This window comes from Rhizobium sp. O111 (genome assembly GCF_055616315.1).
In genome coordinates this window covers 23898-50152 of record NZ_JBSHXL010000002.1, presented here as the reverse complement: position 1 = coordinate 50152, position 26255 = coordinate 23898, and the positions used below count along the sequence as shown (strand labels likewise).

At 61.3% G+C, this 26255-nt stretch carries 26 protein-coding genes; 20 read left to right on the top strand and 6 right to left on the bottom strand.

The features are described 5' to 3' along the window. Positions 1-631: 631 nt before the first annotated feature. The 5 genes from ACVTFQ_RS20005 (at position 632) to ACVTFQ_RS19985 (ending at position 6509) form a co-directional block, all read left to right on the top strand. A complete protein-coding gene (locus ACVTFQ_RS20005; RefSeq protein WP_470423985.1) occupies positions 632-1843 on the top strand; it encodes a TolC family protein in 1212 nt (403 codons plus the stop codon). Between the two features lie 21 nt (positions 1844-1864). Further along, positions 1865-2626 (top strand): efflux RND transporter periplasmic adaptor subunit, encoded by a 762-nt coding sequence (locus ACVTFQ_RS20000; RefSeq protein ID WP_112435329.1) that lies wholly within the window; start codon positions 1865-1867, stop codon positions 2624-2626. 10 nt (positions 2627-2636) lie between these two features. Then, a complete protein-coding gene (locus ACVTFQ_RS19995; protein WP_112435330.1) occupies positions 2637-4019 on the top strand; it encodes an efflux RND transporter periplasmic adaptor subunit in 1383 nt (460 codons plus the stop codon). Further along, a complete protein-coding gene (locus ACVTFQ_RS19990; protein ID WP_112435331.1) occupies positions 4016-6145 on the top strand; it encodes a site-2 protease family protein in 2130 nt (709 codons plus the stop codon). Before ACVTFQ_RS19995 ends, ACVTFQ_RS19990 begins: the two co-directional genes overlap by 4 nt. A 103-nt stretch (positions 6146-6248) precedes the next feature. Next, positions 6249-6509 carry a hypothetical protein gene (locus tag ACVTFQ_RS19985; RefSeq protein ID WP_112435332.1) on the top strand — a complete coding sequence of 87 codons (261 nt, stop codon included), beginning with the start codon at positions 6249-6251 and terminating at the stop codon, positions 6507-6509. A 33-nt stretch (positions 6510-6542) separates the two neighbouring features. Here the strand turns inward: ACVTFQ_RS19985 and ACVTFQ_RS19980 are convergent, their stop codons facing one another. After that, positions 6543-7463 (bottom strand): GGDEF domain-containing protein, encoded by a 921-nt coding sequence (locus tag ACVTFQ_RS19980; protein WP_112435433.1) that lies wholly within the window; start codon positions 7461-7463, stop codon positions 6543-6545. Positions 7464-7713: 250 nt separating this feature from the next. Between ACVTFQ_RS19980 and ACVTFQ_RS19975 the strand changes: the two genes are divergently transcribed. Beyond that, positions 7714-9015, top strand: a complete 1302-nt coding sequence (locus ACVTFQ_RS19975; protein ID WP_112435333.1) for a hemolysin family protein — start codon at positions 7714-7716, stop codon at positions 9013-9015. A 64-nt stretch (positions 9016-9079) separates the two neighbouring features. On the opposite strand, the gene ACVTFQ_RS19970 is transcribed toward ACVTFQ_RS19975, so the two are convergent. Beyond that, a complete protein-coding gene (locus ACVTFQ_RS19970) occupies positions 9080-9493 on the bottom strand; it encodes a hypothetical protein (protein ID WP_470423984.1) in 414 nt (137 codons plus the stop codon). A gap of 350 nt (positions 9494-9843) precedes the next feature. Here ACVTFQ_RS19970 and ACVTFQ_RS19965 point away from each other — a divergent pair, with 350 nt between their 5' ends. Continuing rightward, a complete protein-coding gene (locus ACVTFQ_RS19965) occupies positions 9844-11133 on the top strand; it encodes a peptidoglycan L,D-endopeptidase MepK (RefSeq protein ID WP_413392106.1) in 1290 nt (429 codons plus the stop codon). A 31-nt stretch (positions 11134-11164) separates the two neighbouring features. On the opposite strand, the gene ACVTFQ_RS19960 is transcribed toward ACVTFQ_RS19965, so the two are convergent. Beyond that, on the bottom strand, positions 11165-11962 hold the full coding sequence (locus ACVTFQ_RS19960) for a GntR family transcriptional regulator (protein ID WP_112435335.1): 798 nt from the start codon (positions 11960-11962) through the stop codon (positions 11165-11167). A 162-nt stretch (positions 11963-12124) separates the two neighbouring features. Here ACVTFQ_RS19960 and ACVTFQ_RS19955 point away from each other — a divergent pair, with 162 nt between their 5' ends. The 11 genes from ACVTFQ_RS19955 to ACVTFQ_RS19905 all read left to right on the top strand — a co-directional run bounded on the left by ACVTFQ_RS19955 (position 12125) and on the right by ACVTFQ_RS19905 (position 22316). Next, positions 12125-13381: an ABC transporter substrate-binding protein gene (locus tag ACVTFQ_RS19955; RefSeq protein WP_112435336.1), complete on the top strand. Its 1257-nt coding sequence runs from the start codon at positions 12125-12127 to the stop codon at positions 13379-13381. A gap of 114 nt (positions 13382-13495) precedes the next feature. Continuing rightward, positions 13496-14605 (top strand): ABC transporter ATP-binding protein, encoded by a 1110-nt coding sequence (locus ACVTFQ_RS19950; RefSeq protein ID WP_112435337.1) that lies wholly within the window; start codon positions 13496-13498, stop codon positions 14603-14605. Beyond that, positions 14602-15492 carry a carbohydrate ABC transporter permease gene (locus tag ACVTFQ_RS19945; protein WP_018896684.1) on the top strand — a complete coding sequence of 297 codons (891 nt, stop codon included), beginning with the start codon at positions 14602-14604 and terminating at the stop codon, positions 15490-15492. Before ACVTFQ_RS19950 ends, ACVTFQ_RS19945 begins: the two co-directional genes overlap by 4 nt. A gap of 3 nt (positions 15493-15495) precedes the next feature. Beyond that, on the top strand, positions 15496-16374 hold the full coding sequence (locus ACVTFQ_RS19940; RefSeq protein ID WP_018896683.1) for a carbohydrate ABC transporter permease: 879 nt from the start codon (positions 15496-15498) through the stop codon (positions 16372-16374). Between the two features lie 20 nt (positions 16375-16394). Further along, positions 16395-16889, top strand: a complete 495-nt coding sequence (locus tag ACVTFQ_RS19935) for a GNAT family N-acetyltransferase (protein ID WP_112435338.1) — start codon at positions 16395-16397, stop codon at positions 16887-16889. 435 nt (positions 16890-17324) lie between these two features. Continuing rightward, complete coding sequence (gene proV / locus ACVTFQ_RS19930; RefSeq protein WP_111560786.1) at positions 17325-18557, top strand: glycine betaine/L-proline ABC transporter ATP-binding protein ProV; 1233 nt, start codon at positions 17325-17327, stop codon at positions 18555-18557. 22 nt (positions 18558-18579) lie between these two features. Then, positions 18580-19461, top strand: coding sequence for an ABC transporter permease (locus ACVTFQ_RS19925; protein ID WP_112435340.1), 882 nt, complete (start codon positions 18580-18582; stop codon positions 19459-19461). 68 nt (positions 19462-19529) lie between these two features. Then, complete coding sequence (locus ACVTFQ_RS19920) at positions 19530-20402, top strand: glycine betaine ABC transporter substrate-binding protein (RefSeq protein WP_112435341.1); 873 nt, start codon at positions 19530-19532, stop codon at positions 20400-20402. Between the two features lie 65 nt (positions 20403-20467). Then, positions 20468-20755, top strand: a complete 288-nt coding sequence (locus tag ACVTFQ_RS19915) for a helix-turn-helix domain-containing protein (protein WP_112435342.1) — start codon at positions 20468-20470, stop codon at positions 20753-20755. Positions 20756-20811: 56 nt separating this feature from the next. Continuing rightward, positions 20812-21156, top strand: a complete 345-nt coding sequence (locus tag ACVTFQ_RS19910; RefSeq protein ID WP_112435343.1) for a hypothetical protein — start codon at positions 20812-20814, stop codon at positions 21154-21156. A 122-nt stretch (positions 21157-21278) separates the two neighbouring features. Then, positions 21279-22316: a dipeptidase gene (locus ACVTFQ_RS19905; RefSeq protein WP_413392080.1), complete on the top strand. Its 1038-nt coding sequence runs from the start codon at positions 21279-21281 to the stop codon at positions 22314-22316. Positions 22317-22356: 40 nt separating this feature from the next. On the opposite strand, the gene ACVTFQ_RS19900 is transcribed toward ACVTFQ_RS19905, so the two are convergent. Beyond that, complete coding sequence (locus tag ACVTFQ_RS19900) at positions 22357-22542, bottom strand: DUF3008 family protein (RefSeq protein ID WP_112435344.1); 186 nt, start codon at positions 22540-22542, stop codon at positions 22357-22359. A gap of 174 nt (positions 22543-22716) precedes the next feature. Between ACVTFQ_RS19900 and ACVTFQ_RS19895 the strand changes: the two genes are divergently transcribed. Next, a complete protein-coding gene (locus ACVTFQ_RS19895) occupies positions 22717-22884 on the top strand; it encodes a Thivi_2564 family membrane protein (protein WP_112435345.1) in 168 nt (55 codons plus the stop codon). Positions 22885-22914: 30 nt separating this feature from the next. Beyond that, positions 22915-24078 carry a low temperature requirement protein A gene (locus ACVTFQ_RS19890; RefSeq protein ID WP_112435346.1) on the top strand — a complete coding sequence of 388 codons (1164 nt, stop codon included), beginning with the start codon at positions 22915-22917 and terminating at the stop codon, positions 24076-24078. 86 nt (positions 24079-24164) lie between these two features. Here the strand turns inward: ACVTFQ_RS19890 and yghU are convergent, their stop codons facing one another. Together yghU and ACVTFQ_RS19880 are read right to left on the bottom strand one after the other, a co-directional pair. After that, positions 24165-25040, bottom strand: a complete 876-nt coding sequence (gene yghU / locus ACVTFQ_RS19885) for a glutathione-dependent disulfide-bond oxidoreductase (RefSeq protein ID WP_112435347.1) — start codon at positions 25038-25040, stop codon at positions 24165-24167. A gap of 75 nt (positions 25041-25115) precedes the next feature. Beyond that, complete coding sequence (locus ACVTFQ_RS19880; RefSeq protein ID WP_112435348.1) at positions 25116-26102, bottom strand: LLM class flavin-dependent oxidoreductase; 987 nt, start codon at positions 26100-26102, stop codon at positions 25116-25118. Between the last annotated feature and the right edge of the window lie 153 nt (positions 26103-26255).

Below are 26255 nucleotides of genomic sequence, written 5' to 3'. Positions count from 1 at the left end.
CCGGCATGTCAGCTTTGTCAGTCAGCCTCAAAAACCGACTCCCAATGTCGGCTTTCGCAACCGTAGTGAGCAGAGAATTAACAATTTCCTAATTTCGACCAACAGGAATTAGTCAACTCTAAATCAACCATGACAGGAGCCCGTCACCGTATCCATCCGACACATCATTTAGCACACATCAATAAAGAATGCCCTGAAAGATTGTGTTTTGTTAAGTGTTGATTAACCATGTTAGCAAAGACTGAACGTACTCAGACGACAGTTTCGTATTGCTAAAGCGCGTTCTGATTGCCGAATTTACGCCCCGCAATTGCATATCCGTAGACACGAGCTACCTGCGGCTTAGTCGTATACGGAACAGGTTCGAGGAATGAATGGAATGAAACTCCCAGTCTTTCTAATGGTTTCCGTCAGTCTGATTGCGACAGGATGCACCGTTACCCCCAAACCGCTGCCCCCAGAAGCGCATGCAAACTTCGGCAAGGAGAGACTTGCCCTTGCCACCGCAAATCAGGAGCCCATCTCCGATAGGGTGGATTTGTACGAAGCCATGGCAAGAGCCCTCAAATACAATCTTGACACGAAGGTAGAGGTTATGCAGGCGGCGCTAAAATTGCGGGAGGCGGATTTGGTGAGCTATTCCGCACTGCCTAAGATTGTAGCCGGCGCAGGGTATGCCGGCCGCAGCGAAGCGGACCCCACCGAGGCCTCTACTCGCGATGATAGTATTGTTACGGCCGACCTAACATCCTCCTGGAACATCCTCGATTTCGGCCTCTCCTATGTGCGCGCTAAGCAGGCGACCGACGAAGTGCTGGTTCAGGACGAGATGAAGCGGCGGATGGTCAACAAGGTCATCGAGGATGTGCGCACGGCCTATTGGCGCGCGGTGAGCTACCAGCGTCTCGTCGGCCGCATGCGCGCGCTGGAAGGCCGCGTCGCCCGCGCGCTCAAGGATACCCGCAATCTTTCGTCCAACGGCGAAACGTCGCCGCTGGTGGCGCTGACCTATGAGCGCGAACTGATCGAGGTCAAGCGCGAGGTGGAGCTGCTGGAAGGCGAACTGCTGGTCGCCAAGACGCAGCTTTCCGCTCTGATGAACGTGAAGCCCGGCACGGAATTCACGCTTGAGGTTCCCAAGCGCCGCGATACGCAGCTGAAAATCAGCTACACCTCGCAGGAAATGTTCAATATCGCCGCGACCAACCGCCCGGAGATGCGCGAAATCTCCTACCGGCTGCGGATCAACGAGCGCGAAGTGGATGCGGCGCTGCTCGACCTGCTGCCCGGAATCAACCTTTACGCTGGCCCGAACTACGATTCCAACGACTATATCGCCACCAACGACTGGGTCTCCTGGGGCGCCAAGGTCAGCTTCAATTTGATGAAGCTCGCGACCCTGCCGGCGGTCAACAAGAAGATCGAGGCCGAAAAGCAGATGCTGGATACGCGCTCGCTTTCTGTCGCGATGGCTGTGATGACGCAGGTCCATATCAGCCGCGCCCGCTATGCCCACCTGAAGCACTCCTATTCGACGGCGGCCGCACTTTCTAACGTCTCGCACCGGATCCTGACCCAGGTGCGCACCGAGACGGACGCGCAGAAGACCAGCGAGCAGATGCTAATCCGCGAGGAGATGAACGCGCTGCTCGCGGATGCGAAGCTCGACATGGCCTATGCCGACCTGCAGAACGCCTATGCGAACATTTATGCATCGCTCGGCATCGATCCGTTCCCGCAAACGCTGCGCACCACCCTACCCGTGAAAGAAATGGCTGGCGAGTTGCGTGACATGTGGCTGGAGCGCGGTGAATTGAAGACAGACCTCGTTGCGGCGAAATAACCGCCGGCATGGGAGACCGTGATGAAGCACATAGCGGCATCCGTTCTGATGATACAGCTCTTGGCAGGTGGCGCAGCTTACGCCGCCGGCAATGATGCGGCGGATGCCACGGCATCGCTGGAAGGGCTGCGCGGCATCGTTCGCGCCGCCGATGAAGCCTCGATATCGAGCGATCTCGGCTTTGCCATCGCCACCCTGCCCTTCAAGGAAGGCGAGAGCTTCAACAAGGGCGATATCCTCGCCACCTTCGAATGCGGGGATATCCAGGCCCAGCTCAAATCCGCCGAGGCGGCGCTGGCGGCCGCGCAGATCGCCGTTGCCAATGACGAGCGGCTGGCACGCTCGAATGCTGCCGGCAAATTCGAGGTCGACATATCGCGCGCCAAGGCAAACCAGGCAGCAGGCGAGGCTGATGCCTATCGCAGCAAGCTTGGGCGCTGCACGATAAGAGCGCCCTTCGACGGCCGGATCGGCGCCATGCCCTCCCACGCGCATGAAACCCCGGAACCGAGCCGCCCGATCATGCACATCGTCGCCAGCAACGACTTGCTTGTCGATGTGCTGGTACCCTCCGTCTGGCTGCGCTGGCTGCGCGAAGGCGAAGCGTTTTCGTTGAGCGTCGACGAGACCGCCAAGACATTGCCGGTCGACATTATCAGCATCGGCGCGACCGTCGATCCGGTCAGCCAGACGGTGAAGGTGACCGGGCGTTTTTCCGGCCAGGCCACCGGCGTCCTGCCGGGCATGAGTGGCCCCACAGTGTTCAAAATCCCGAGTGAGTAGGCATACGCAGATGCAAGGTGTCGAAAAGCCAGCCAGCGATCCCATCAAGCTTCAGCCACCGGCAGCGGCCGCCGCCCAGCACGCCTACGAACTGTTGCTCAGGATCGAAGCCGATGCGCGCCGTGTCGAAAGCGTCGGCGAACTGCGCTTCCTCATCGCCAACGAGACAATGAAGCTCACCAAGGCCAGGCAGATCTTCGTGCTGTCGGTATCCAAGGGTGTCTTCAAGGTCGAGACGGTCTCTTCGATCGGCGCGGTGGACAGAAACGCCCCGCGCATCCGCTTCGTCGAGGGCGTCATCAGGCAGCTGTCGCGCGAGGCAGGGCTCGCGAAGATCAAGGCCTTCACCCTTCCCGCCTATTGTCCGCCCGGCGAGATCGAGCAGGACAGCTATCCCTTCCGCTTCATGGCCTGGGTGCCGTTTCAGTTGCGCGACGGCCACATCTTCGCGGGCATGCTTTTGGCGCGCGAAACGCCATGGCCGGAGGCGGATCTGCTGCTGGCCGAAAGGCTGGCCGAGACCTATTCCCACGCCTGGCGGGCGCTGAGCGGACCAAGACGCCTGAAGCGCAATCTGCCGATCAAGCCGCTGATCGGTACCGTCGCAGTGCTGGCGATCGCCGCGATGTTCATACCCGTACACATGACGGTGCTGGCGCCGAGCGAGGTGGTTCCGGTCGCGCCGGAGATCGTCGCGGCACCGCTCGATGGCGCGATCGAGGAGATCCTCGTCAATCCGAACGCAACCGTCGTCAAGGGACAGCCGCTCTTCAGGCTGGCCGACACCGCCCTTCGAAACGAGCTGCGCGTCGCCGAGCAGGATGTGAAAGTGGCGCAGGCGAAGCTGATGCAGATCAGCCAACGCGCCATCGCCGACCCGGAAGCCCGGCGCGATCTGGCGGTCACCCGAAGCGAATTGAGCGTCGCATCGGCCAAGCGCGACTACGCGGCCGACATGCTGGCGCGCACCAGCGTGAAAGCAGAAACCGACGGCGTGGTCATCTTCACCGACAAGCGCGACTGGATCGGCCGGCCTGTGTCGATCGGCGAGCGCGTGATGGAAGTGGCCGACCCTAAGCGCGTTCAGCTACGCATCGACGTGCCGGTGGCTGATGCCATCGCGGTCGAGAACGGCGCTGCTGTCAGCGCGTTTCTGGATGCCGATCCACTGCACCCGGTCGCGGCGAAAACGCTGTCCTCCTCCTTCGATCCGCAGATGATAGAGGGCAACATTCTGGCCTATCGCATCTATGCCGGATTTGACACGGTGCCGGAGCGCGGCCTGCGTCTCGGCATTCGCGGAACATCGCAGATCTTCGGCGAGAAGGTGCCGCTGGCCTATTATCTGTTCCGGCGGCCGATTGCCGCGATCAGGCAGCGGCTGGGTCTATGAGTGTATCACCCTCGCCCGATCTCAGACTGCCGCCCCTGCGCGAGGATCTGCAGATCGTGCGCGGTGGCACTAGCCTGTCTGGCGAGCCGGTCTGGATCGTGCTCGACCCGGTCCGCAACCGCTTCTTCCGCATCACCTTCGAAATGTTTCAGCTGCTGACGCTCTGGAACTTCGCACGCTCGCTGCGCGGCCTCATCCAGGCCGTGCAGGCGCAGTTCGGACGGCTTCCCGAGCAGGAAGAAATCTATGCCGCGATGCGGATGCTGGAGACAAGCTTTTTCGTGACCGAGCCGGCATCCGCGACATGGCGCGCACTTCATGCCAGCGCGACGCGCCGCCATTCGCTCTTCATGCGGCTGATCCACAATTACCTCTTCTTCCGTATTCCGCTGGTCAGGCCGGATCGCTTCATCCGCAAGACAGCCCCTTACATCACCGGGCTCTTCAGCCCTGCCTTCCATGCTTTCACCATATGCGCCGCCATTCTCGGACTCTATCTGGTGTCCCGGCAATGGGATGCCTTCACCGGCACGTTTCCCTACATCTTCACGCTCGAGGGCATCGTGGTCTCGGTAATCTCGGTCGGCTTCATCAAGTCGATGCACGAGTTGGGCCATGCCTATGTCGCGCACCGCCATGGCTGCCGCGTTCCCACCATGGGTATCGCCTTCATGGTGCTGGTGCCGCTGCTCTATACTGACGTCAGCGATGCATGGCGGCTGAAGTCGCGTTTCGATCGGCTGAAGATCGACACGGCAGGCGTGCTGACCGAGATGCATATCGCCGTCTTCGCGCTGCTTCTCTGGGTGTTTCTGCCCGACGGGCCGTTTCGATCCGCGGCTTTCGTTCTTGCGGCGACCGGCTGGGTGCTGAGCCTGATCGTCAATCTCAATCCCTTCATGCGTTTCGACGGCTACTACATCTTCGCCGATCTCCTTGGTGTCGAGAACCTGCAGCCGCGCGCTTTCCGGCATCTGCGTTGGCGGATTCGGAACCTCCTGTTCAACACCGGCGAGGAACGGCCCGATCGCTTCGGTCCGAAGCTCGACGTGATCGTGACGCTCTATGCGATCGCCACGACGATCTACCGGCTGTTTCTCTATTTCGGCATCGCGCTGCTCGTTTATCACTTCACGATCAAGATCGTGGGCGTGATGCTGTTTGCCGTCGAGATCGGCTTTTTCATCCTTCGGCCGATCCTGTCAGAACTCCGGGAGTGGTGGACCATGCGCCATGACATCATCACGAGCAGACGCAGCTATCTGTCGCTGGCGATCTTCCTTGCCATCGTCGCATTGCTCTCGCTGCCGATCTTCAAGAGCGTGTCGGCCCCGGCGGCGCTCTATCCCAACGAGTTCACGCGGCTTTTCCCGATGGAGCCGGGAAAGATCGAGGCGATAGGGATCAAGCGCGGCGATGTCGTGAAGAAGAACGACGTACTGTTTTCCATCGTCCGCCCCGAGTTGCAGCAGGAGCTTCGCACCACCGAGATCGAGGCGGAGCTGACGCGCTACCGCCTGGCACGCGTGCTGGCCGATCCACAAAACCTCGTCGACCGCGGTATCCTTCAATCGCAACTGGCCGCACTCGAGGCCAAGCGTGACGGGCTTGCGCGCCGGCAGGCATCGCTCATCGTTCGCGCGCCGTTCGATGGCACTGTCATCGACATCGATCCGCAGGTTCATCTCGGCCGCTGGATCAGCCGCAAGGATCAGCTCGCGACCATCGCTGGCGCGTCCGGCATGGCGGCGCGCGGCTTCGTGTCCGGCAGCGACCGGGGGCGCCTCGAAGTCGGCGCCACCGGCCACTTCATCCCCGACGACCTCACGCAGTCCTCGCTGCCCGTGCAACTCACCTCCATCGCCTCGGCGGGCGCCTCCGAGATCGATATTCCGCAGCTGACATCCGAATATCACGGCGAGATCGCGGTCCACCCGCAGAACGCCCATGAACGTCTGCGCCTCAGCCCTGTTTCGGCACAGTATGCGATTGCCGCAGAGGTATCCGGCAAGGCTTTGTCGGAGACCGTCAGAGGCGTGGTTGTATTGAACGGCAAAGGCGAAAGTATTGCCGGCCGTGTCTGGCGTCAGGTTGTAAAAGTTCTGGTCCGCGAGGCCGGCGCCTGACGTTTTCGTAACAACTATGAAACCATAGGCGGCACCGTACCCTTGAATAGCTTACCAAGGATAGTATTTGAGATGATGAGGAATCGACTGAAAGGATGCGAAAATGCGCCTCTTCAAGAGAAGAACAAGTCATCATGGTCTGTGGCAACGCGACAACGCGGGCCGCGCCTTTGCGAGCCACGGACGCTTTCGGCTGACGATCAATGGTGCGGACGAACGCTGGTTCTATCGCGTTACGGATATGCGCGGTGAACTGCCCGCCGTCGACAGCAGCCCGTTTGCGAGCGAGCAAGAAACGCTGAGGGCCGCGCAGGCCGAACTTGAGGAAAACGCCGACCAGCTACCGGCACCGGCAGAATACTAGTGTTTCCGGTAGACGCCACGGCGATAGCGCTTGTCAGCCCGTAGCACCGGTGGCGGTTTTCGCCTTCACCAGATGGCTGTCTGTCTTACCCAGCCAGATCATGGCCAGCCGATCACCGGTCTGCTTGGCCAGATACATGTAGTTATCAGCACGCTTCACGAAGGAAGCCGCGTCGTCCTCCGGCTGCAGGAGAGTGACACCCATCGCGGCACCCAGTTCGACAACCACGCCTTCGACGGCGATCGGCTTGAAGATGCGATCGACCGCATCCTTGAGCGTGAGCTCCACGTCGTTCAGATGCGCGGGATCGACCTCCAGAAGAACGACGAACTCGTCGCCGCCGATGCGCGCGATGAAATCATTGGCGCGGAAGCTGTCGCGGAACCGGCTGGCGATGATCCTCAGCACCTCATCGCCGGCGGCGTGCCCCATGGTGTCGTTCACAGCCTTGAAGCCGTTGAAATCGATGAAGGCCAACGCCAGGAGCTTGTCGGTGTCGTCGCGCCGCTCAAGGTGTTCGGCCAGAACTTCGTCGAAGCAGGCGCGATTGGGCAGGCCCGAGAGCGCATCGGTGCGCGCCGAAGCGCGAAGCGCAAGCTCGATCTCGTGTTGATGGCGCACGCGGGCCGATACGTCGAGAATGACTTCTACATCGAAGGACACACCATCGATGACAGTGCGCTGCGCGGAGATCAGCGTCGGCAGGATCGTCCCGTCGGCATGGCGGATATCCACTTCCTCCAGCACGTACCCGCCGTCTTCGGCGAGCATGCGATGGCGCCGATCGCGTGCCGGGCTGCTGATCGCGGCCCCTTCCGCTATCAACGTTCTACCGCTGATATCCTCCCATTTCAGGCCCGTAAGCCGGAGATAGGCGTCGTTTACCTTGAGGTAGCTGGATGTCTCGGTATCGCTGGTCGACACAGCCATGGCGATCGGTGCGAACTCGAACATTCGCATCAATATCGAAGTCAGGATCTCTGGTGGAAGTATCTCTTCGTCGGCCATACACGTGATCGCAACAAGTATGGCTGGTTGTGTAACAGACGAAAGTTAAGCTCTTCTGACTTAAAATGCTAATTTACCAAACACATGGCGACGATGAATTCTCGGGTTCCGTGCGCGATAAAATCGGAGCCGCCGCTTTGCAACCGGTGTGATTGCACCTATCTTGCGTCATCATCGTCAACGAACAAGGGCTCCTGTGTTTCTCGAAATTGGAATTGTGGTCTTGCTCACCATCCTGAATGGTGTGCTCGCCATGTCGGAATTGGCTGTCGTGTCCTCAAGGGCCGCCCGCCTCAAAGTTCTCGCCGATCACGGAAGCAGAGGAGCCGCACAAGCCATAAAACTTGCCGAAAACCCCGGCAGGTTCCTGTCAACCGTGCAGATCGGCATTACGCTCGTCGGCGTTCTCTCCGGCGCGTTCTCGGGCGCCACGCTCGGTAGCCGCCTGACAGCCTGGCTGCAGCTTCAGGGCATGTCGCCGACCGTGGCCGATGCAGTGGGCGTCGGTACCGTGGTCATCGCCATCACCTACCTGTCGCTGATCGTCGGCGAACTCGTGCCGAAGCAGATCGCGCTGCGTGAGCCGGAAGCAGTGGCCGCAAAGGTTGCGCCCGCCATGGCGGTCTTGTCGAAAATGGCACTGCCGCTCGTCTGGCTGCTTGATGCCTCCGGCAAACTCGTGCTGAAGCTCTTGGGGCAATCCGGCAAGGGCGGCGACAATGTCTCCGATGAGGAGATCAAGACGGTTCTCGCAGAAGCGCAATCCGCAGGCGTGATCGAAAGCGAGGAATCCGCCATGATCTCCGGCGTTATGCGCCTTGCCGACCGCACGGCGCGCGCGCTGATGACGCCGCGTCGCGATGTCGAGATCATCGACGTCGACGACAGCCTGGAGGAGATACGCGCCCAGTTGCACAACACCAAGCGCTCGCGCCTGCCGGTCAGAAAGGGCAGCTCGGACGAAGTGTTGGGCGTGCTCGCGGTCAAGGATTTCTACGACGCGATGTCGGTTCAGGGCACCGCCGACCTGAAGGCGATCACGCAGGACGTGCCGATCGTCTCGGATCTTTCCAATGCCATCAGCGTCATCCAGGCGATCCGGACGTCGCCCGTGCACATGGTGCTTGTCTTCGACGAGTACGGACACTTCGAAGGCGTCATTTCCTCCGGTGACATCATGGAAGCGATCATGGGCGCGCTGCAGGATGGTCCGATCGACGAACAGGCGATCGCGCGCCGCGACGACGGCTCCTATCTGGTCTCTGGCTGGACGCCGATCGACGAGTTCGCGGAATTCATGAGCCTGAAGCTTGGCGACGATCTCGAATACCAGACCGTCGCGGGTCTCGTTCTCGAAGAGCTGAAACACCTTCCGGTGCTGGGAGAAAGCTTTACCAAGGACGGCTGGCGCTTCGAAGTCATCGACCTCGACGGGCGACGGATCGACAAGATCCTGGTGAGTTCGCTGGACACGCGCCAGACGGCCGACGTCGAGTAGTCGGGTTGGAAGACATGTCGCGAGCGGTATCCATACAGGATATCCGCTCGCGGCGTAATGCCTATCAGCGTTTCATGTCAGGGCAGATATACGGCACCTTGGCGACGCTGTAGCGGTGCTCGACCGTATCCTTTCCGGCTTTCACGCTCAGTGTCAGCTGGCTCGGCGAAACCGATTTCACCTTCGCGGTGATTTTGGCGCCATCCTCGTCCCAGGTAACGGTATCGTGAGAAGTGCGGCTCCATTTGCGTAGCGCATAGGTTTCCCAGCAGGAATCCATCAGCAGACTGCCATCTGCCATGAACACCATCATCACGCCGGGAAGACCGGATTGCGACTTGGTCTCGATCCACGCGCGACCGACAAGCGGGTCGGCGGGCGGCGTCTCAGCCGCCGCAATCGGCGCGACCATCGTTGCCATGGTTCCCGCCGCAATTGCCAACATCTTGTATAGATTATTCAATTCACGCTCCTCCATTCTGGAATCATATCCCAAGAGATAAGGATCGAAGCGACAGGATTGTGGCCGCCGCACGCTTTTCTTGCAGTCACGTCGCTTTGCAGAAGGCGCGACAAACGGCCACCCGGCTGCGCGCGCCTTCCCCACCTTCCGCGCCGCGCCCGATCCGCCGAACGCCCAAGCAATGAGTCCACGCGTGGCCCAACTGTGCCGATAATTCATTCCTCATAAACGATACGTTAGGGAACTGTTGACCATAATCGACTGCACAGCGACCTCGCCGATCGCAAGAATCCGGCTCTCGCACCCCATCAACAATGACGGAAGTCGTGTTCGTGTACCATGCAGTCTTTTCCGTTCCCGTGACCATGCTGACCCTGGCTGTGTCGCTAGCCGCGCACCGGATGGTGATGATCGCCCTGGTCATATTCGCGGCCATGGCCGGCGCCGCGCAGGCAGCCGCCGACGACCGCGCGCTCAAGCTCTATTTCACCCACACGGGAGAGCGGGCCACCATCGTCTTCAAGCGCAACGGCAAGTTCGATCCGAAGGGCCTGGCGCAGATCAACCGCTTCCTGCGCGACTGGCGCCGCAACGAGCCGACCAAGATGGATCCGCGCCTGCTCGATCTGGTGTGGGAAGTCTATCAGCGCAGCGGTGCCAAGGAGCCCATCCACGTCGTCTCCGCCTATCGCTCGCCCGCCACGAACAACATGCTGCGCACCCGCTCGCGCACCACAGGCGTCGCCAAGAAGAGCCAGCACATGCTGGGTAAGGCGATGGACTTCTACATTCCCGGCGTGAAGCTCGCCACGCTGCGCGCGCTCGCCATGCAGATGCAGGTGGGCGGCGTCGGCTATTATCCGACGTCCGGCTCGCCCTTCGTGCATCTCGATGTCGGCAATGTTCGCGCCTGGCCGCGCATGTCACGTCAGGAGCTGGCACGGATCTTCCCAAGCGGCCGCACGCTGCATCTGCCGGCCGATGGCCGTGCCTTGCCGGGCTATGAGCTGGCGCTTGCCGACCAGAAGAAGCGCAACCGCCCTGTCGCAATCGAGACCATCCGTACGCCTGAAAGCGATGACGACGAAGGCGGTCCGGCACCCTCCCGCGCTCTCGTGACGGCGATGCTGCCGGTGCCGCAGACCCGCGCCGAACGCGGTCTCGAACTTCAACTTGCACGGCCGACGCCGCGCGCCGACAATACCGATAGCAAGGTTCCCGACCTCGCCGCCCTCACCGTGCCACTGCCGACCTTCCGGCCGGCGCTGGATGAAACCGTCACGGCAAGCGTTCCACCGCCAGCTACGCCCGTCCTGCTCGCCACCGCCGTCACCGGCAAGGGATCGGCTGGCCAGCTGCTCTTTGCCCTTCACGCAGGCGGCTCGCTTGCCGGCGGCGCGGCGAAGCGGCCCGACATGACCGCGGTCGCTCCGCGGGAGCCGCAGATCGTATCGGCAGGCGTTGGCGCCATGTCCGGCAAGGCGCTGGTTGCCTGGGCCTTGCAGCCACCGGGAATGAAGATCGAGATGACCGCACCGCGGCCATCAGGCATGCGCCTGACGACGCTCGAAGATGTCGGTCCTGCGATCGACAGCGATGCCGACGAATTCGCAGAAGACGAGTTCGACGAGGACCGGTTCGCCCTCGACGGCTAGGACGAGCCTTCGGCGGTCCCGCCACCAATCATCAGTATTGCGTGAAATCGCCGGTTTCCGATTGCAGCAGCGTCAGCGGATAGCGGGCCGGATGGTGCACGAGCGCCGTCATGTTGACCGGGCGATTGCGGTCGTCGAAAGCGATCTGATCGACCGTCAGGACTGCTGCCGGCGGCGCCAGCTGCAGCAGGCGCGCCTCGTCCTCGCCCGCCAGACGGGCGCTCAGCGTCGTCTGGCCACGTTTCGGAAATATGCCGTAGCGCTGGCGCAGTTCTTCATAGAGCGAGCGGTTGGCGATGCCCCAATCGAGATCGAGCAGCCCCGGCACGCGCCCGGCCGGGATCCAGTCGGTCTGGATCACCGCCGGAATATTGTCGAGCAAACGCAGGCGCGATAGCACCACGACCTCCGCGCCGGGAGCGAGAAAGAGCGGCCTGCTGACTTCGAGCGGCGCGCGGACGAGGCTTGCCTCGATCAGCTGGTGGCCCGGCGCACGACCATTGGCCAGCGCGATGCTGGTGAAACTCTTCAATACCTGCAGCTCGAAGCCGCCACCGCGTTCCGTGACATAGAGCCCCTTGCCGGGCTGGCTATGAACAACGCCCTGCTGGATGAGTTCGCGCACTGCGTGGCGAATGGTGATCCGGCTCACATCATAGAGATCGACGAGCTCGCGCTCGGAGGGCAGCTTGCCGCGCAACGGGAGACGGCCATCGCTGATCGCCGCAAGCAGCGCCTCGTACACCTGCTTGTGCAGCGGCCGGGGGTCGTCGCGATCGATGACGCCGCGTGTTGCGATCAATGTGTCCTCGGTTTCGAGCGTCTTCAAATTCGATTTCCCTGGGCCATAGCCGCCTCTGCCAATGTCATCTTCAACGCAATTCTCTCGAAAGTCCATATTGACATAACTGGTCATAACCAGTCCTATTATCGCAGGGAGCCAGAAGAGCTTCGAAAATGCCGTGCATTATCACAATCAAGGGAACCCACCATGCTTAAGAAGAGCCTTGCCGCACTCGCGTTCTCCGCCGCCCTTTGGAGCGGAACGGCCCACGCTGAGACGATTTCCGTATTTTGCGCGCCGACGGAATTCGAGCTGTGCACCAATGTCGCCAATGCCTGGAAGGAGAAGACGGGCAATGAAGCGAAGATCAACAAGATGCCGGCGCTCTTGGACGACGCCATCCCGATCTATCAGCAGCTGATTGCCGCAAAGTCGACCGATATCGACGTCCTCTTCCTGGATGTCATCTGGCTCGGCATGTTCAAGAACGGCCTTCTCGACCTGAAGACCGTGATCCCACAGGCCGATCAGGACAAGCACTTCGCCTCGACGCTCAACGCCGCCAAGCTCGACGGCAATCTTGTCGCGATGCCCGCCTACATGGACGTCGGACTGATGTTCTACCGCAAGGATCTGCTCGAGAAATACGGCAAGCAGCCGCCGAAGACCTGGGACGAACTGGCCGCGACCGCCAAGGAAATCCAGGACAAGGAGCGCGCTGACGGCAAGGGCGACATGTGGGGTTACGCCTGGCAGGCCAAGAGCTACGAAGGCCTGACCTGCGACGCGATCGAGCTCGTTGCATCGAACGGCGGCGGCACGATCATCTCCGATGACGGCAAGGTCACGATCGACAATCCGAAGGCCGCCGAAGCGATCGAAAAGGCCAAGGGTTGGATCGGCTCGATCAGCCCCGAGGGTACGCTGAACTATGACGAGGAAGCCTCGCGCGCCGTCTTTGAATCCGGCAATGCCGTGTTCCACCGCAACTGGCCTTACGTATGGGGCACGTCGCACAAGGAAGGCAGCGCCGTTGTCGACAAGGTCGGCGTCATGCCGCTGCCCGTCGGCATGGAAGGCCAGAAATCGAGCGGATGCCTCGGCCCGATGTATTACGGCGTCTCGAAATACAGCGCCAAGCCTGACGTCGCGGCCGATTTCGTGAACTTCATCACCGGCCCCGACATGCAGAAGAAGCGCGCGCTGCAGGATGCGGTCAACCCATCGATCCCGGCGCTCTACACCGACCCGGACGTGCTGGCCAAGATCCCCTTCCTCAAGGACAACCAGCAGGCCTTCGCCGATAGCGCGGTCCGTCCTTCGGGCTATACCGGCACCAGCTACAACCGCGTGTCGCAAGCCTTCTATCGCTCCGTCCATGACATGCTGTCCGGCGGTGGCGATATCAAGTCTGGCCTGACCTCGCTCGCCGGGCGACTGGAAAAGCTCAAGGAAAGCCGTTGAGCCTCGACTGAACGCACGAGGGCAGGCGGTCAATCGGTCTGCCCTCGTCTCGCGCATCGCAAATCGCCGCCATCAGGGGGCGAGCCTTTTATCGTGATCAAGTCCGGGTGAAAAATGGCATCGGTTTCGCTTGAATCCGTTTCGAAGAATTTTGGGACGCACACCGTCATTCAAGGCGTCGACCTCAGGATCAACGACGGCGAGTTCGTCGTCTTCGTCGGCCCTTCCGGCTGCGGCAAGTCAACGCTTCTGCGCATCGTCGCGGGCCTTGTCGCCGCATCCAAGGGTGTGGTGACGATCGGCGGCGAGGACGTGACGGATGTCCCGGCCTCGAGACGCGGCGTCGCCTTCGTCTTCCAGTCCTATGCGCTCTATCCGCATATGAGCGTCGCCCGCAACATCGGCTTCGCGCTGGAAACACTGGGCATGGCCAAGGACGCGATCAGCCAGAAGGTTTCGTCGGTGGCGCGCATGCTCAAGGTCGACCACCTGATGGATCGCCGGCCACGCGAACTCTCCGGCGGCCAGCGCCAGCGCGTGGCGATCGGCCGGGCGCTGGTGCGCCAGCCCGAAATCTTCCTGTTCGACGAGCCGCTCTCCAATCTCGATTCCGATCTTCGAATGGAAATGCGCATGGAGATCGCCAAGCTCCATGACGACCTGAAGACGACGATGATCTATGTCACCCACGACCAATCCGAGGCGATGACGCTCGCAGACCGGATCGTCGTCCTGAACCACGGCCGCATCGAGCAGGTGGGAACACCGCAGGAACTCTACCATGCCCCCGATAACCGCTTCGTCGCAAGCTTTATCGGTAGCCCCCGGATGAACTTCCTGGCCGTCTCGCCGAAGACAGGCTCGGACACCGGCACGATCGTCGGTCCCGGCAATCTCTCGATCGCCATGGTCGCCAACAATCCCTCGGGCCCAATCGCCGAGATCGGCATCCGGCCTGAGGGACTGCGGCTTGTTGGCGCGAACGAAGGCCGCATCACCTGCACGCTGGAACGCGTCGAAGATCTGGGCCACGAGCATTTCGCCTATTGCCGGATCACCGACGACACCGTCTGGGTGATCCGCGTCGCGAAGGCGCCTGCGCATGATCTCATCGGTCAGCCTGTCGGCCTGGATTTCGCTGACGCCGCCGTCTTCGCCTTTACGGCGGACGGCAAGCGCGTTCTGCTCAGCCAGCCGGCCAGCGAACAGGCGAGCCAGCCATGAGCGCCAAACTCGCCCGCCGCGATTACCGGGCCGCATGGCTGTTTCTGGTTCCCGTCATCGCCGTCATCCTGTTGGTCGCCGTCTGGCCCTTGAGCCGGACCTTCTTCTTCTCCTTCACCGACGCCTATCTCGACGACCCCTCCGTCTACTCCATGGTCGGTCTCGACAACTTCATGGAGGTCATCAACGACCACAGCTGGTGGGTTGCCGTGAAGAACACGCTCGTGTTCACCATCATCTCGGTCGCGATCGAGACGGCGCTCGGGCTTGCGATCGCCTTGCTGCTCAACGAGATGATTCCGGGCCGTGGCCTCGCGCGCGCCGCCATTCTGGTGCCATGGGCCATTCCTGTGGTGGTCGCCACCAAGATCTGGGAGTGGATGCTCAACGACCAGTTTGGCGTCATCAACAAGATCCTCACCGGGCTAGGCGTCGTCGATCACGGTATTGCCTGGACGGCCAGCAGCTCGCTGATCATGGGCGTCGTCATTTTCATCGACGTGTGGATGACCACGCCTTTCATGGTGCTGCTCATCCTCGCCGGTCTGCAGCTGATATCGCCGGAGATCTTCGAAGCCGCCGAGGTGGACGGCATTCCCGCCTGGAAACGCTTCTGGTCGATCACCCTTCCGATGCTGCGCCCGGCCATCGGCGTCGCCGTTCTTTTCCGCGTTCTCGACGCGCTCAGAATGTTCGACCTTGCTTACGTTCTGGCTGCGAGCAATGAGAACGTCATGACCGTATCGATCTATGCGCGCGACCGGCTGATCAGCTTCCAGGAGCTCGGCGTCGGCTCGGCAGCGTCGACCTGGGTCTTCCTGCTCGTGGCGCTGGTCGCAATCATCATCATCGGGGTTCTTCGCCTCGACAAAGCGGCGGGGACCTGATCGATGGCCAATGCAATCGCACAAAAGGCGCTGCGCAAACCCGCCGGCTACTATCGCATGAGACGGCGCGTGGTGCGCGGCCTGCAGATTTTCGCGCTGCTGCTCGTGCTCGTCTATACGCTGTTCCCATACTACTGGGCCTTCGTCTCCTCGACGAAGCAGGGTGCAGCACTCTATCGCTCAGCCCTGATGCCGGCGCTGGATTTCACTTACTACCGGCAGCTGATCGACAACCCGGTCTTCATGGGATCGCTGCTCAACTCGGCCTATGTCGCGATATCGACGACCTTCCTGTCACTGATCATCGGGCTGTCGGCCGCCTACGCGCTTGGCCGTATCGAGTTTCCGCAGCGGCGCGCAATCCTGATGATCGTCTTGATGATCTCGATCTTCCCGCAGGTGGTGGTGCTCTCGGGCATGTTCGAGCTGATCAACTGGCTGGGGCTCTTCAATCGCCCGAGCGCGCTGATCCTCACCTATCTCCTGTCGACCGTGCCTTTCACGACGTGGATCCTCACCACCTTCATCAGGGAATTTCCACGCGAACTGGAGGAGGCCGCCATCATCGACGGCTGCTCGCACTTCCGCATCCTGATGAAGGTGCTGCTGCCGCTGATGGGGCCGTCGCTCGCAAGCACCGGCATTCTCGCTTTCATCCTCGCCTGGAACGAGTTCCTGTTCGCGCTGACATTCACGCTAACCGACGAGAACCGCACCGTGCCGGTGGCGATCGGCCTGATCGCGGGTACAAGTCGCTATGAGTACCCGTTCGGGCAGATCATGGCGGCCTCGATCACCGTCACGCTCCCCCTCATCGCCGTCGTACTTATCTTCCAGCGGCGGATCGTGGCTGGCCTCACCGCCGGCGCCGTCAAAGGCTGACAGATACAAGGATCAAGACCATGGACATGCTTGTGAAGCTCTACGAGCTGAAGCGCGACCCAGCCCTCGACGAACGCATGACGTCGCAAGGTGTCACCATCCGCCGCGTGCTGGTGCCGGAACTGCCGGCGCTGACATCATGGATCGAACCGCGCTTCGGCGCCGGCTGGGCGGCCGAGGCGACCGCCGCCACCATGCGACAGCCGACCACCTGCTTCATCGCCATTCAGACGGGGGAGCTCATCGGCTTTGCCTGCCACGAGGCGACCGCCAAGGGGTTCTTCGGCCCCACCGGCGTTGATCAGGCAGCCCGCGGAAAGGGTGTCGGCCACGCCCTTCTTCTGGAAACGCTGCTTGACATGCATGCGCAGGGCTATCCCTATGGCGTGATCGGCGGCGCCGGGCCGATGGATTTCTACCGCAAGAGCGTCGGCGCGATCCCGATCGAGGGCTCGGATCCGGGTATTTATCGAGGCATGCTGTCGCTCGCCCACCCCAGCGAAATCTCCTCGTAAAGGACACGATTTCGGACGCATCGGCGCCGGATTTCAGCCTTTGATTTCAAAAATACCTGTCATGCCGGCGCGGCGCTGCTTCGCCGGTACAGCAGGCGTTGTGGCCTGTTTCGACGCTGTCGGCGACCGGTGCATCTGTCACAAAAATTGATTTTAAGATGGACAATTTTTGTATATCGCCCTATATACGCAGATAAGGAGAACAGCGCTCCATCGAAATGATAGTATCAATATTCGAATACATGACCTTTTGTCATATCGGATGGATATTTTCGATAACATATATTTTCCTCGGACGAATTTGATTTATGAAATGTCGATTTGTCTCAGCAACACAATGGATAATACATCCTGATCCAGAAGACATTCTGCAGATCGTGGACGTATGCGAATAAAGGAGAATGCCTGGCCTCTCGAGCTCGGCGCCAAGATTATATGAATGCTGCAACTGAAACAGACGCGCCGACATCATCGGCTTCGACCAAGATCAGTCTCAACAACATCTACAAAGTTTTCGGCGAACATCCGAAAAAAGCCCTGGCGCTACTGCGCGCCGGCAAGTCAAAATCCGAGATCCATGCAGCAACGGGCTGCTCGATCGGCGTAAACGACGCCAGTTTCGATATTCGCGCCGGCGAGATCTTCGTCATCATGGGCCTGTCGGGCTCCGGCAAATCAACGCTGCTGCGTCTCCTCAATCGGTTGATCGAACCCACATCCGGATCGATCAAGATCGATGGCCGCGATATCACCGACATGTCGCGCAGCGAGCTGATCGCGCTTCGCCGCCGCGATATCAGCATGGTCTTCCAGTCCTTTGCGCTGCTCCCCAACCGCACCGTTCTCAGCAACGCCGCCTTCGGTCTCGAGGTCGCAGGCGTCGGCGAAGCCGAGCGTCGCGAGAAGGCATTGGCCGCGCTGAAGGCCGTCGGCCTCGATGGCTACGCCGACAGCCGCCCGGATCAGCTTTCCGGTGGCATGAAGCAGCGCGTCGGCCTTGCCCGCGCGCTCGCCAGCGAACCCACAATTCTCCTCATGGACGAGGCCTTCTCGGCGCTCGACCCGCTGATCCGCACCGAAATGCAGGACGAACTCGTTCGCCTGCAGTCCGAGCACAGCCGCACCATCGTCTTCGTCAGCCACGATCTCGACGAGGCGATGCGGATCGGCGATCGCATCTGCATCATGCAGAACGGCAATGTCGTGCAGATCGGCACCCCCGACGAAATCGTCACCAAGCCGGCCAACGACTACGTCCGCTCCTTCTTCCGCAATGTCGATGTCGCGCATGTCTTCAAGGCGGGCGATGTCGCCCGCAAGTCGCAGGTCACGATCATCGAGCGCGAAGGCGTTTCGGCCGCGGCGGCACTCGAGCGGATGAAAAACTACGACCGCGAATACGCAATCATCCTCGGCCGCGACAAGACCTATCACGGCATGATCAGCCAGACATCGCTGATCGAAAAGATCAGGGCAAAGACGGCGGATCCCTATCGCGGCGCCTTCCTGCCCGAGATCGAGGCCATTCCGGCCGACGAGCCTCTGTCGAACGTTCTTGGCAAGGTGGCGGCCAGCCCCTGGCCGGTCCCGGTCATCGACGGCGGCAAGCGCTATCTCGGCTCCATCAGCAAATCCGCGCTGCTCGAAACGCTCGACCGCGCCGGCTGATCACAAACACATCGGATAAATCATGAACTTCGATATCGGAAACGGCATCGACGCTGCCGTCAATTATGTGCTCGACAACTTCTCACCCGTGCTTGATTTCATCGCGGCCGCGATCGGCTTCGTGACGTCAGGCATTCAGAGCGCCCTGCTTGCGATCCCCATGCCCGTTGGCATCGCGATCTTCGTGATCCTGTCGCTTTGGCGCGTCGGCATCGGCTTTGCGGTCTTCACCGCGCTCGGCCTGCTGCTCGTCAACCACATCGAGCTCTGGGGCCCGATGATGGAGACCCTGTCGCTGGTCATCGCCGCGACGCTGATCGCGATGCTCGTCGGCCTACCGCTTGGCATTGCCATGGCCCGCAAGGATTCCGTCGCCGCCTTCGTGCGCCCGGTCCTCGATCTGATGCAGACCATGCCAGCCTTCGTCTACCTGATCCCGGCCGCCATGTTCTTCGGCCTCGGCGCCGTTCCCGGCGCGATCGCGACGGTCATCTTTTCGATGCCGCCGGTCGTCCGCCTCACCAATCTCGGCATTCGCCAGGTGGATGGCGAATTCATTGAAGCCGGCAATGCCTTCGGCTGCACGGCAACCCAGCTTCTGTTCAAGGTGCAGCTTCCGAACGCCCTGCCCTCGATCATGGCGGGCATCAACCAGACGATCATGCTGTCGCTGTCGATGGTCGTGATCGCCTCGATGATCGGCGCAGGCGGCATCGGCAACACGGTTCTGACCGGCATCCAGCGCCTCGACGTCGGCACCGGTTTCGAGGGCGGCATCGCCGTCGTCATCCTCGCCGTCATTCTCGACCGCATCACCCAGAGCCTGGGCAAGCCGCGCGCCGCATTCTGGCAGGGCTTCTTGCGCAAAAGCGAAAGCGAAGAGCTGAAGCCGGCGACGGCCTGATCTCCAGCAACCCATCATGGCGGGCCACGGCCGCCTGCCAAATGCGAACCTTCACAAAAGGAGCACTCATGTTCAAAACACTCGCAACCCTCGGCCTTGCCGCCGCTCTCGTCAGCGGCGCGGTCACCTCGACCATGGCGCAGGACGCCAAGCCGGTGAAGATCGGCTGGGGCGCATGGTCCGACGCCGAATTCGTAACCAAGCTCGCCGCCAAGCTGATCGAGACCAAGCTGAACCAGAAGGTCGAACTCGTGCAGGCTGACGTCGCGCCGCTCTACCAGGGTGTCGCGCGCGGCGATCTCGACACGATGATGATGGCCTGGCTGCCGCAGACGCATGCCGACTACTATGCGAAGGTCAAGGACAAGGTCGACACCCTTGGCACAATCTACGACGGCGCGAAGCTCGGCTGGGCGGTCCCCGACTACATTCCAGCCGATCAGATCAGCTCGATCGAGGACTTGAAGAAAGCGGACGTGCAGCAAAAGCTGTCCGGCACCATCCAGGGCATCGATCCCGGCGCGGGCCTTACGAGGCTGTCGCAAAAGACGCTGAAGGACTATGGGCTCGATGGCTACAAGCTGCAGATCTCCAGTGAGGCCGGCATGCTGACGACGGTCGACCGCGCGATGCGCGGCGAGAAGTGGTTCGTGGCCACCGCCTGGAGCCCGCACTGGATGTTCGGCAAGCACAAGCTGCGCTATATCGATGATCCGAAGAAGTCGCTCGGCGAAGCCGAACATGTCGATATCCTCGCCCGCAAGGACTTCAAGTCCGACAATCCCAAGGTCGCCGCCTTCCTGTCGCGCATGAACCTGCCGATCCCCGATCTCGAAGCGGCGATGTTTGCCGCGCAGGAAACGTCCTACGACCAGGCAGTGGATAAATATATCCAGGACCATCCAGACCAGGTGAAGAGCTGGATCGGCGACGAAGGCTGACCGCATTATCGCGCCTCGCCCGATTTTCGGCGGGGCGCGACCCTTCGACCGAACAGGAGCGATGAATGTCTATCGACCGCCTGCAACCGACCGACGCCGAAGATGATACGATGGGTGGGCGCATGTCGCTCGCTCGCGACGCGGTGAAGCTCTCCATCGAAGCCGCCGCGAGAAACCTCGGCATTACGCCCGATACCTGGGCATCGTGGGAAAACGATCGCGCGGCGCCGGCCGCCGGCAATCTGGAAACGATCGCCGATACGCTTGAGGTCAGCCTCGCATGGCTGCTGCGCGGCCACGGGGCGGGACCCACATGGCCGGTTGCGAACGATAACGCGCATCGGCCGAGCTGAACGGAAAGCCGCTATGCGGCCGACCGATCACCGCACACAAGAACAAGGAAATGACAATGGATACGAAAGCGATCACCGCCGAACTGGCACAGCATGTCCCTGTTACCTCCACGCTGGAGAACGTCATCGAGGACGTCGCACCTGTCGATCTCGCGGACATGCATACGCTCTATTCCGACATGGGCTGGCTGATTGCCGAGCGGTTCTCGACGCTTGAGGACAAGCAGCGGGTGTTCGAGCTGATCGAGCTCGGCATGCGCAATGGCGACGGAAGACTGAAGGACGCCGTCTCCACCGGGCTGATCGAGGCAATGATTTCGCGCACGGGCGCCCAGCCGGCGCGATGGCGCCAGATATCGGCCGAGCTCGGCCCGCTCTCGTCCGCCTACGTCAGGCAGTAATCAGACAGAAAGGCCGGCTGGCCGCGCGATTTTCAACGCACGGCTCGCGGTTTGGGTTTGCGTGGGGGCGCCGACCTGTCATACGAAGACCCGCAAGAAACAGACGCAGGACTTTCCCCACCATGCCAAACTCCCTCATGCCCGTTTTCGACGGCCACAACGACGTATTGCTCCGGCTCCAGCATTCGGGCATCGCGCAGCCGGCCAAGGCGTTTATCGAGGGAGAAGCGACGGGGCATATCGATCTTCCCAGGGCGCGCGCCGGCGGCCTGGCAGGCGGGCTCTGCGCCATCTACATCCCCTCGCCCAGCATGGGGAAGGACGCCAATGGCGACTTCCTGACACCGGCGCAGCCGGAATCGCTGAACCGCACCCTGGCGATGGCCCGCATTCTCTTCGACATCGAAGCGCAGCGCGCCGGCGGGCTGAAAGTCTGCCGCACCGCTGCCGATATCCGCCAGTCGATCGAAACCGGCGCCTTTGCGGCCGTGATGCATATCGAGGGCGCCGAAGCGATCGCCGCCGATCTCGATGCGCTCTATGTGCTGCATCAGACCGGACTGCGCACGCTTGGACCAGTGTGGAGCCGGCCGAACATTTTTGCCTACGGGGTGCCGTTCCGCTTCCCGTCATCGCCCGATATCGGCCCCGGCCTGACCGACGCCGGCAAGGATCTGATCCGCGCCTGCAACGAGCTCAAGATCATGGTCGACCTCTCGCATATGAACGAGCAAGGCTTCTGGGATATCGCCAAGCTCTCGAACGCACCAATCGTCGCCTCGCACTCCAACGTTCACCAGATCAGCCCGCACAGCCGCAACCTCACCGACCGGCAGCTCGACGCGATCCGCGACACGGGTGGTCTCGTCGGCATCAATTTCGGCGTGCTCTTCCTGCGCGATGACGGCACGCGCAACGCCGACACCAGCCTCGACCTCCTGGTGCGCCACGCCGCCTATATCGCCGATCGCATCGGCATCGACCACGTCGCCCTGGGCTCGGACTTCGACGGGACAACGATCCCGGCAGCGATGAAGGATGCGACCGGTCTTCCTCTGTTGATCGACGCGTTCCGCGCCGGCGGCTTCGATGAGGAGGCGCTGGTCAAGATCACCCACGCCAATTGGATCAACGTGCTCGAGCGCACTTGGGGCGGCTGAGCCGATGCCAACCGCAGCATAAACCGCCGAAAACCACGGACTATTTGGAGACGTGTTCCGGCTTCCCCCTGGTCTTCGTGGAAGCGAAGTCCTCAAGCTGCTTTTCGGTCATCGAATCCACCATCTCGCGGGATGCGCCCTTGAGCTTACTCTTCGGCGTTTCACCGCGTTTGGCGGACAAGGCCGCGCCGGCTGCCTTCTGTTGCGCTTTCGATTTTGCGGGCATGATCGTCTTCTCCCTTTCATTGTGAACTCACGGCGACAGCGAAGGTTCCTGCAAGCTTGCTCAGTCATTCCAACCGCGCGATAGAGTTTCTCGATCGCCGATCCTTTCCTTTTCGAAAGAGAGATTTATCTAACGCTCTGTGACTAAAAGATTTTTCAACGGAGTGGGATCCAAATGGCTGCATCTGTACTGATCGGAATACTGATAACCTTCCTGGTCATCATCCTTGTCTTGTACCTTGTCGCCCGCCTGCCGATCGACGCCAGAGCCAAGCAGATCGTGCAGATCATCGTCATCATCATCGGCATCATTTCGCTTCTGAAATATCTGGCGGTTTTCTAAGGCCGTGGCTCGATCGATGGAGGGATCGCATTGAGCCTGATCCGTGGCAAAAGCGCCGAGAAGACGAAGGCCAGCTTTCCGGAGCTGTTCTTCGATCTCGTCTTCGTTTTCGCGCTCATCCAGCTGTCGCACACGCTGGTCGAGGACTTCAGTTCGACGACGCTGGCGGAATCGATACTGCTGATCCTGGCGATCTGGTGGCTGTGGGTCTACACGACATGGATCACCAACCTGCTCGACACCGACAAGGAAGCGGTGCGGCTGCTGCTCTTCGCCCTTATGTTCGGCGGCATATTGCTGGCGATCGCGTTGCCCGAGGCCTTCAAGCATCAGGGACCGGCATTTGCCGCGCTATACTGCGCCATGCAGCTCGTGCGCTCGGTTTTCATGCTCTACGCCTACAGGGGCGTCGACCGGCCCTCATACCTCACCTTCGTGCGCATCACCGTCTGGGTGGTCGCTTCCAGCGTCTTCTGGATGATCGGCGGCTTCGCCAGTCTTGAAGCGCGCGTCGCCTTTTGGGCCGTCGCGCTTTTGATCGAATACGTCTCGCCTTTGGCCCGCTACTGCGTGCCCGGATTGGGGAGTTCCCCGCGTGAAACGCTTGACATATCGGGCGAGCACATGGCCGAGCGATGCGCGCTCTTCGTCATTCTCTGTCTCGGCGAGACGATTCTAACCACGGGCAGGACCGCGGCGGAGCACATGCAGTCGAACCTCTCCGTCATGGTGTTCTGCAGCGCGTTTTTGACGACTGGCTTCATGTGGTGGATCTATTTCCACCACGGCCAGCAGAAGGCCGCAGACAAGGCGGAGGCGACCTCGGCGCCCGAAACCGTGGCCCACGGTCTTTTCACCTACGGCCATCTGCCGATCGTCGCCGGCATCATCCTGACCGCCGTCGGCGAGGATTTCAGCCTGTCGCATCCCGAAGAGCACAGCAGTCTGAAGACCACGCTCGCGATTCTCGGCGGGCCCGGACTGTTTCTGATTGGAAATATCTGGCTAAAATTGACCGCCGCGCGCAAGCTGCCGCTCTCTCACATCGCCGGGCTGGTGATCCTGCTGGCGACCACCGTTCTGCTGCCGGTGCAGCAGAATTTCACGATACAGATGGTGAGCACCGTCACGCTGCTGCTCGTCGCGCTGTGGGAATATCTGGCATTGCGAAAGGCGAACGCGACCACCGCCTGAGCCGCAATGGCCCACTCATTGACACATAAGCGAAACGCCGCATCCGGATCGCCGAAATGACGACCCGGATGCGACCAATCCGAAGCTTAACCGGCAGCGCCGATCTTATCCTGCGTCTTCGTGTCGAAGTCGCTGGCGTCGTGACGTTCCCACAGTTGGCTCGACGGTTCGCCGGAGAGACGGTTGACCATGCGCCCGCGCTGGACAGGCTTGCGCTCGCCGATCTGATCGGCCCAGCGCTGGATATTCTTGTATTCCTGAACCTGCAGAAACTCCGCCGCTTCGTAGATCCAGCCCTTCACCAGCCCGCCATACCAGGGCCAGACGGCCATGTCGGCGATGGTGTATTCGGCACCGCCGAGATATTCGCTCTCGGCAAGACGGCGATCGAGCACGTCGAGCTGACGCTTGGCTTCCATGGCGAAGCGGTCGATCGCATATTCGATCTTGGTCGGCGCGTAGGCATAGAAGTGGCCGAAGCCGCCGCCGAGATAGGGCGCGCTGCCCATCTGCCAGAACAGCCAGGAGAAGCATTCGGCGCGGGCGGCCGGCTCCGTCGGCAGGAAGGCCTGAAACTTTTCGGCGAGGTAGGTGAGGATCGAGCCGGATTCGAAAACGCGGATCGGCTTGGCGCCGCTGCGGTCGACCAGCGCCGGGATCTTGGAGTTCGGATTTGCCTCGACGAAGCCGCTGCCGAACTGGTCGCCATCGCCGATCCGGATCAGCCAGGCATCATATTCCGCACCGCTGTGGCCGGCGGCGAGAAGCTCCTCGAGCATGATCGTCACCTTGACGCCATTCGGCGTGCCGAGCGAATAGAGCTGCAAAGGATGGCGCCCGACCGGCAGTTCCTTCTCATGCGTCGCGCCGGCAATCGGCCGATTGATATTGGCGAAACGCCCACCGCTGTCCTTGTTCCAGGTCCAGATCTTTGGCGGCGTATACTCAGTCGAATTGGCCATGCTTTGTCTCCAGTGGTGGCGTCTTCATGCGATACGCAACCTGTCTCGATTGCGCTGAATGCGGATAGGTGCGCGTCAGATCTTTCGCCCGACCTCGGCGATCATTTCGAAGGATTGCAGGCGCGCACTGTGATCATAAACGTCGGACACGATCATCAGTTCGTCGGCACCGGTCTCCTCGACCAACCTCTCCAAGCCGGCGCGAACCGTTTCGGGCGAGCCTATGATCGAGCAGGCGAGCATCTGCTGGGCCTGCGCCTTCTCCATCGGCGACCAGTAGGTCTCGATGTCGTCGATCGGCGGCGGGCTCAGGCCGCGCGTGCCGCGAAACATGTTGGTGAAGGACATCTGCTGTGTCGTCGCAAGCCGGCGCGCCTCCGCATCGGTTTCGGCGGCGATGACGTTGACGCCGACCATAGCGTAGGGCTGCGACTGCTGCTCCGATGGCTTGAAACGGGTGCGATAGATTTGCAGCGCCTGGAGAAGAAGTTCCGGCGCGAAATGGGAGGCGAAGGCATAGGGCAGACCGAGTTCGGCCGCGAGCATGGCGCCGAAATTACTGGAGCCCAGAATCCAGAGCGGCACTTCGGTGCCGGCGGCCGGAACCGCCTGTATCCGCTGGTTCGGGCCGGCGGGCGCGAGAAATGCCTGCAGCTCAAGCACATCCTGCGGGAACTGGTCGGCTGACTCCGGCGAGCGACGCAACGCGCGAAGCGTCATCTGATCCGTTCCAGGCGCGCGGCCGAGGCCTAGATCGATGCGATCGGGAAACAGGCGCGCCAGCGTGCCGAACTGTTCGGCAATGACATAGGGAGAGTGGTTCGGCAGCATGATGCCGCCGGCGCCGACGCGGATCGTCTTCGTGCCCGCCGCGAGATGGGCGAGAACGACGGATGTCGCGGCACTCGCGATCCCGATCATGTTGTGGTGTTCGGCAACCCAGATGCGCCGGTAACCCCACTCTTCCGCATGCGCGGCCAGATCGCGCGCGTTGTCGAGGGCGCCACGGGCGTCCGTCTCCTCCGTCACGCGAACAAGTTCGAGGATGGAAAGAGCGGCCATGGCAATACCTTTGTAATCAACAAGTGGAGGCAACCGCTGAAGACGGCTGCCCTAATCAAAAGGTATATGGAGTCCGCGACGCGCCCGAACAATGGTTGAGACGTCTGCTTTTTTGAGATCGGCCGTCGCCCGGCCGATGAGCCCCGCCTACGC

Coding starts and splice junctions, on each gene's coding strand:
- ACVTFQ_RS20000 (WP_112435329.1), top strand. CDS start 1,865: ATGAAGCACATAGCGGCATCCGTTCTGATGATACAGCTCTTGGCAGGT.
- ACVTFQ_RS19995 (WP_112435330.1), top strand. CDS start 2,637: ATGCAAGGTGTCGAAAAGCCAGCCAGCGATCCCATCAAGCTTCAGCCA.
- ACVTFQ_RS19990 (WP_112435331.1), top strand. CDS start 4,016: ATGAGTGTATCACCCTCGCCCGATCTCAGACTGCCGCCCCTGCGCGAG.
- ACVTFQ_RS19985 (WP_112435332.1), top strand. CDS start 6,249: ATGCGCCTCTTCAAGAGAAGAACAAGTCATCATGGTCTGTGGCAACGC.
- ACVTFQ_RS19980 (WP_112435433.1), bottom strand. CDS start 7,463: ATGTTCGAGTTCGCACCGATCGCCATGGCTGTGTCGACCAGCGATACC.
- ACVTFQ_RS19970 (WP_470423984.1), bottom strand. CDS start 9,493: ATGGAGGAGCGTGAATTGAATAATCTATACAAGATGTTGGCAATTGCG.
- ACVTFQ_RS19965 (WP_413392106.1), top strand. CDS start 9,844: ATGCTGACCCTGGCTGTGTCGCTAGCCGCGCACCGGATGGTGATGATC.
- ACVTFQ_RS19955 (WP_112435336.1), top strand. CDS start 12,125: ATGCTTAAGAAGAGCCTTGCCGCACTCGCGTTCTCCGCCGCCCTTTGG.
- ACVTFQ_RS19950 (WP_112435337.1), top strand. CDS start 13,496: ATGGCATCGGTTTCGCTTGAATCCGTTTCGAAGAATTTTGGGACGCAC.
- ACVTFQ_RS19945 (WP_018896684.1), top strand. CDS start 14,602: ATGAGCGCCAAACTCGCCCGCCGCGATTACCGGGCCGCATGGCTGTTT.
- ACVTFQ_RS19940 (WP_018896683.1), top strand. CDS start 15,496: ATGGCCAATGCAATCGCACAAAAGGCGCTGCGCAAACCCGCCGGCTAC.
- ACVTFQ_RS19935 (WP_112435338.1), top strand. CDS start 16,395: ATGGACATGCTTGTGAAGCTCTACGAGCTGAAGCGCGACCCAGCCCTC.
- proV (WP_111560786.1), top strand. CDS start 17,325: ATGAATGCTGCAACTGAAACAGACGCGCCGACATCATCGGCTTCGACC.
- ACVTFQ_RS19925 (WP_112435340.1), top strand. CDS start 18,580: ATGAACTTCGATATCGGAAACGGCATCGACGCTGCCGTCAATTATGTG.
- ACVTFQ_RS19920 (WP_112435341.1), top strand. CDS start 19,530: ATGTTCAAAACACTCGCAACCCTCGGCCTTGCCGCCGCTCTCGTCAGC.
- ACVTFQ_RS19915 (WP_112435342.1), top strand. CDS start 20,468: ATGTCTATCGACCGCCTGCAACCGACCGACGCCGAAGATGATACGATG.
- ACVTFQ_RS19910 (WP_112435343.1), top strand. CDS start 20,812: ATGGATACGAAAGCGATCACCGCCGAACTGGCACAGCATGTCCCTGTT.
- ACVTFQ_RS19905 (WP_413392080.1), top strand. CDS start 21,279: ATGCCAAACTCCCTCATGCCCGTTTTCGACGGCCACAACGACGTATTG.
- ACVTFQ_RS19900 (WP_112435344.1), bottom strand. CDS start 22,542: ATGCCCGCAAAATCGAAAGCGCAACAGAAGGCAGCCGGCGCGGCCTTG.
- ACVTFQ_RS19895 (WP_112435345.1), top strand. CDS start 22,717: ATGGCTGCATCTGTACTGATCGGAATACTGATAACCTTCCTGGTCATC.
- yghU (WP_112435347.1), bottom strand. CDS start 25,040: ATGGCCAATTCGACTGAGTATACGCCGCCAAAGATCTGGACCTGGAAC.
- ACVTFQ_RS19880 (WP_112435348.1), bottom strand. CDS start 26,102: ATGGCCGCTCTTTCCATCCTCGAACTTGTTCGCGTGACGGAGGAGACG.